The organism is Oleiagrimonas sp., from assembly GCF_027858935.1.
Classification (GTDB): Bacteria; Pseudomonadota; Gammaproteobacteria; order Xanthomonadales; family Rhodanobacteraceae; genus Oleiagrimonas.
Genome location: NZ_JAQIBU010000012.1, coordinates 1 through 5,235 on the forward strand (window position 1 = coordinate 1; position 5,235 = coordinate 5,235).

Consider the following 5,235-nt stretch of genomic DNA (forward strand, 5'->3'; position numbering starts at 1 on the left):
AGGCGCTGTCGGCGCGCGCCGAGGTGGCGTTGATCGAGGCCGGGAAAGGACTTCCGGACATGCCATTCACGGCCAATGCGGGCGTGGTGCTGGGTGACCTGTTTGTTCCCAGCCGCTTCACCCACGAGCAGCGACGCGGCGAGGAGCCGTTGTTCGAGCGCTGGTTCGCCGAGCACGGCTACCGCGTGCAGCGGCTGCCCGGGGATCTGCCGTTCGAGGGCGCTGGAGACGCCCTGCTGGACCGCACCGCCCCGCGCTTGTGGATGGGGCATGGCCACCGCACCGATGCAGGCTGCGCCGAACAACTTCAGGACCTGCTGGATATCGAGGTCATCCCGCTGCGCCTGGTCGACCCGCGCTTCTACCACCTCGATACCTGCTTTTGTCCGCTCCTGAATGGCGTGCTGATGTACTACCCGGCTGCATTCGACGAGGCATCGCGCGCCGCGATCGAGGCCCGCGTGCCGGCGGACAAACGCCTGGCCGTGGCCGAAGCGGACGCCGAGGCCTTTGCCGGCAACGCGGTGGACACGGGCGATGTCGTGCTGCTCAATCACGCCAGTGAACCTCTCGCCAGGGCGCTGGAAAGTTTCGGCTACAGCGCCGTGCAGCACCCGCTCGGAGAATTCATGAAGTCCGGCGGCTCGGCCAAATGCCTGACCTTGCGCCTGGACGAGCCGCGCTGAGTCTGGACCGTGTATGCCGTTCGAGCATGAGTGCCTGCATGACAGCAAGCGTCCCGCCGCTGCATAGTGGGGCATGAACCAATGGGGTTTGTATTGAGGAAATGCACATGAATGTACTGACTTCCATGCTGGTCTGGAGCGTGTTCCTGGGTCTGGTACAGGTGGTGCTGGTGGTTCTGGCAGCCATCGGCCAGCGTGGACTGGGCTGGGCGGTGAGCCCCCGTGACCAGAACAACACACCGTTCACCGGTGTTGGCGGGCGCCTGCAGCGCGCGCTGCGCAATTTCCTGGAAACCTTCCCGATGTTCGCCGCAGTGACCGTGGCGGCGCTGGCGATGGGCCGCACCGGAAGCCATGTGGCGCTGGGTGCGGAGCTGTATTTCTGGGCCCGACTGGTCTATGTGCCGGTCTACGCCGCGGGCATTCCTTGGCTGCGCACGTTGGTGTGGGCGGTGTCCATCGTCGGCATCGTGATGATCGCGCTGTCGTTGTTCTAGGGCGATGGACGGCCATCCTCTGGCAGGGCGCGTGATCGCCGTGACCGGTGCCAATCGCGGCATTGGACTGACGACAGTGCGTGAGCTGCTCGAGCGCGGGGCGAGCGTGCTGGCGGGCACGCGCGATCCCGCTAGCATGCCGCACCAGTCGCACAACCACCTGCAGGTGCATGCGCTGGATGTGACCGATGCGTGCAGCTGCGACGCCTTCATCGATGCCGCGCTGGTGCATTTCGGACGGCTGGACGGGCTGGTGAACAATGCCGGCATCCTGCTGGACCGTGGTCGTGATGCGCTGGCGCTGGACGAAGCCAGTCTGCGCGCGACCCTTGACACCAACCTGCTTGGTACATGGCGACTATGCCAGCTGGCCCTGGTGCCCATGCGCGAGGCCGGGTTCGGGCGGATCGTCAACCTCACCTCCGGCTGGGGCGGCATGGATGCGATGGCATCGGCGGACACGCCGCCGGCCTACGGCCTGTCCAAGCTGGCGGTCAACGGCCTGACCCGGCAGTTGGCCGCGGCGCTGGATGACGAGCCGGCCGATATCCGGATCAACGTCCTGGACCCGGGCTGGGTGCGCACCGACATGGGCGGCGCCGGTGCATCCCGCGAAGCGTCCGAACCGGCCGCTGAAATCGCCGACCTGCTGGCCGAGTCGGCCGACGGTCCGCACGGCCAATGCATGCACCGTGGCCGCGTCATCGACTGGTGAACGCGAAGCCCCGACATCGCCTAGCGCATGCATGGCACGTTAGGATCGTGCCTTTGCATACACGACGGTGCGAGACAGCATGAACGAACTGCAACCCGTCCAGGTCCATTGTCCGTATTGCGGCGAACCCATCGAACTGACCATCGACTGCTCGCTCGGCGCGCAGCGCTATATCGAGGATTGCCAGGTGTGCTGCAAACCGATCGAGGTTGCCGTGCGTATACAGCACGACGGTCTGCCCGAGGTTGCCGTACGCCACCAGGACGAGATCTGACCCACACCCCCAGCGAAAAGGAAACACGGCATGGCAACGCATATCCAGATTGAAGGCGGCGGACATCGCATCGGCGCCTGGCAGGGCGAACCCGATGGTGCGCCGAAAGGCGGCCTGGTGGTGATCCAGGAGATCTTCGGTGTCAACGCGCACATTCGCCGCGTGGTCGATGGATTTGCCAAGGACGGATACCGCGTCATCGCGCCGGCGTTCTTCGATCTGGTGCGCCCGGATGTCGAGCTGGACTACGACGAGCAGGGCATCAAGGAAGGGATCGCCCTGGCCGGTCAGGTGCAGTTCGAACCCGTGATCGAACTGGTCAAGGCCGCCGCCGACACGCTGTCCAGCGCCGGCAAGGTCGGTGTGGTCGGCTACTGCTGGGGCGGCACGGTCGCCTATCTTTCCGCGATCCGCCTGGGCTTGCCGGCGGTAAGCTACTACGGCGGTGGCAATACCCGATTCGTCGACGAGCCGGTCAAGGCGCCGGTCATGTTCCACTATGGCCAGCTGGACCAGCACATCACGGCAGCCGATCGCGACCGCGTGCGCCAGGCCAATCCGGACGCCGAGTTTTTTGTCTACCCGGCCGATCACGGGTTCAATTGCGATGTCCGGGCAAGCCATGACGAGGTGTCGGCCGCGCTGGCCCGCCGTCGCACGCTGGACTTCTTCGCCCGGCACCTGACATGAGCGCCACGTCATGAACCTGTCCTTCCTTGGCATGGGCATGGTCGGCGTATGGGAGGCCGCGCTGATTGCGCTGGTCGCGGGACTGGTCCTGTACGGCCTGCTGCACGCACTCATCGGCAAGCGCGCCGAATGGACTGCGGCACGGGAAATCGGCTGGGCGTTCCTGGCCACTCTGGTCACGGCCTGCGGCGCGGACCTGTGGCATCTGGTCTACATGGGCATCGTGCCGATGGAGTCGCCCGTGACCATACAACGGATCTTGTCCGGTATTCATGATCCGGACTATCTGGGCACGCGGGTGGTGTTCGAGATCGTCGCGGCCAGCTTCGGGGTGATGCTGGGCTGGCTTCTGTTCGGCTGGCGTCCTGGAGGGCGCGGCAAGCCCTCGCCGTGATCGGGATGAGCGACGCGAGGGCCACGCCGCTCATATTCCCGGGACGGATTATTTGGAATAGATCATGCGGCGCAGGGTGTTGTCCTTGCGGCCCCAGTGGTGCCATAACGCGATCAGGGCGTGGATGATGACCAACCACAAGAACACGTTGCCCGCGATCACGTGAATGTTGCCCAATTGCTTGGACAGGGCCTTGTCCGGCGCCACGAACTGCGGCAGCGAAAGGCCCCAGAAACCCGGATTGTGGTTGCCGGCCTGGACCATCAGCAGGCCAACAATGGGCTGGCCGATCATCAGGAGGTAGAAGACCCAGTGCACCAGGCGCGCAGGAATGCTCTGCCACCACGCTAACGGGGGGACGATCGCCGGACGCCCTCCGGTCAGGCGCACGATCAGCCGCGGCACGAACAGGATCAATACCGCCAGACCGAACTGCATGTGCCAGTACATCATGTCCGAGCGCAAAGCCGACCCGCGAGGGGCATAGTCGTGAAGTTCGACAAGAGCAAGTGCGCCGATCACCAGGGTCGCGATGACCCAGTGCAGGTTACGGTGCCAGAATCCATATCTTGAGGTCTTCTTCATGGTAGTACTGTTCTCCTTTACAATGGGACATGGTGTGCCACCTGATTTTGCGCAGGATAACGATACAACTGCCCGCAACAGAACATGGGTGGCCGTGAGTCGCACGGGACCGGATTTGCAGAACGGATCATCCCGCTCTCGGCAGATGCAGATTGCCCGGCGCCCGGCGCCGACGTACATTCGATTATTGCATGCAAACCTTTCGTCTTCTTTGGCATCCAATGCAGGCGCGTCGTCATCAAGACACTTTCCTGCGCGAGGAGGAAAACAATGATCGAGGTATTCGCGATACTGCTTGTGGTGGGCTTGCTGTGGCTTGCGGTTTCGGTCGTCGGGCTCGTCCTCAAGCTCGTCCTGGGGCTTGTGGTCGGGCTTTTCAGCGTGTTCGGCGGATTGCTGGCGCTGCTTCTGGGGCTGCTGATGCTTCCCGTGGTCGCGCTGCTGGCCCTGCCGCTTTTCCTGCCGCTTGCGTTGATGATCGGGTTGGTCTGGCTGCTGGCTCGCGCCGTGCGGCGTCCCGTCGCAACGGCTGCGCCGAACCCGCGTTAGCCTGATCACGGATTGCTGCACTGGAGCAGCAATTGGTGTGCCCTGGACCTTGGCCCGATCCAGCATTTGGGGTCGGGTTTGCGAGAAGCTGCACGCACAAGCGCGGTGTTGTGCTTCGCAGCAATAGCAATCCTGTTTTCAGCTCGCGTCGCTGCCACGACGCGCTCCATGGGCAGTGCACAGGCTTTCAGAGGGACGCTTGGACTTCCCTGGCTGAACCCGTTGCGGCCCTGCGTTCAGTGGGCCACCAGCATCGGCATGCGTGCGTTCCCGAACAGGTGCCGGGTGGCGCCCCCCAGGACCAGCTCGCTGATGCGAGAGCGACCCCATGCGCCCATCACCAGCAGGTCGGCTCCAAAGTCGTTGGCCGCGGCGTCGATAGCGGGACCGGACGGTCCGTCGGGATGGAAGGGATGGATATCCGCCTCGATGTCGTGGCGATCCAGCCAGGTTCGCAGGTCCGGGACGGGAGGGCGCATCGGGTCGGCGCGCTCCGGGTCCGCACTGCCGTCCAGAATGCTTAGTGCATCGGCGCTGCGCAACAGCGGAAGTGCGCCGCGCAGGGCGAGATTGGCTTCACGGCTGCCGTTCCAGGCCACGCAGATGCGGCTGCCGCAGCTTGTTACCGGTGTATCGACGGGTACCGTCAGCACCGGGGTGCAACTGCCGAACACGCAACGCGAGACGGCCCCATAACCCAGCGGTGCATCGCGGCTTTCATTGTCGCGCATCATCACCAGCAGTTCGTAGGCGGAAGCCATGTGGCAGAGCACGGATGCATCGTCTCCATGAGCCACGCGCCAGTCGCCCGTGATCGCAAGGTCCCGCAGTTGCGACTGGAACCA

9 protein-coding genes are annotated in these 5,235 nt (G+C 64.4%); 7 read left to right on the forward strand and 2 right to left on the reverse strand.

The genetic code is table 11. From position 1 onward, the window contains the following. The 6 genes from PF446_RS00600 to PF446_RS00625 form a co-directional block, all read left to right on the forward strand. On the forward strand, positions 1-686 hold a 686-nt coding region (locus tag PF446_RS00600), incomplete at its 5' end, for an arginine deiminase-related protein (RefSeq protein WP_298068667.1). Positions 687-787: 101 nt separating this feature from the next. Beyond that, on the forward strand, positions 788-1,183 hold the full coding sequence (locus PF446_RS00605; protein WP_298068669.1) for an MAPEG family protein: 396 nt from the start codon (positions 788-790) through the stop codon (positions 1,181-1,183). Positions 1,184-1,187: 4 nt separating this feature from the next. Continuing rightward, positions 1,188-1,898, forward strand: coding sequence for an SDR family NAD(P)-dependent oxidoreductase (locus PF446_RS00610; RefSeq protein ID WP_298068671.1), 711 nt, complete (start codon positions 1,188-1,190; stop codon positions 1,896-1,898). 79 nt (positions 1,899-1,977) lie between these two features. Continuing rightward, a complete protein-coding gene (locus PF446_RS00615; RefSeq protein ID WP_298068673.1) occupies positions 1,978-2,172 on the forward strand; it encodes a CPXCG motif-containing cysteine-rich protein in 195 nt (64 codons plus the stop codon). A 30-nt stretch (positions 2,173-2,202) separates the two neighbouring features. After that, a complete protein-coding gene (locus PF446_RS00620; RefSeq protein ID WP_298068675.1) occupies positions 2,203-2,862 on the forward strand; it encodes a dienelactone hydrolase family protein in 660 nt (219 codons plus the stop codon). A gap of 10 nt (positions 2,863-2,872) precedes the next feature. After that, positions 2,873-3,256 carry a hypothetical protein gene (locus tag PF446_RS00625; RefSeq protein ID WP_298068677.1) on the forward strand — a complete coding sequence of 128 codons (384 nt, stop codon included), beginning with the start codon at positions 2,873-2,875 and terminating at the stop codon, positions 3,254-3,256. A gap of 48 nt (positions 3,257-3,304) precedes the next feature. Here PF446_RS00625 and PF446_RS00630 read toward each other — a convergent pair whose 3' ends face one another. Beyond that, a complete protein-coding gene (locus PF446_RS00630; protein WP_298068679.1) occupies positions 3,305-3,841 on the reverse strand; it encodes a cytochrome b in 537 nt (178 codons plus the stop codon). An 84-nt stretch (positions 3,842-3,925) separates the two neighbouring features. Between PF446_RS00630 and PF446_RS00635 the strand changes: the two genes are divergently transcribed. Continuing rightward, complete coding sequence (locus PF446_RS00635; RefSeq protein WP_298068681.1) at positions 3,926-4,390, forward strand: hypothetical protein; 465 nt, start codon at positions 3,926-3,928, stop codon at positions 4,388-4,390. 236 nt (positions 4,391-4,626) lie between these two features. Here PF446_RS00635 and PF446_RS00640 read toward each other — a convergent pair. Further along, on the reverse strand, positions 4,627-5,235 hold a 609-nt coding region (locus PF446_RS00640; RefSeq protein ID WP_298068682.1), incomplete at its 5' end, for a universal stress protein.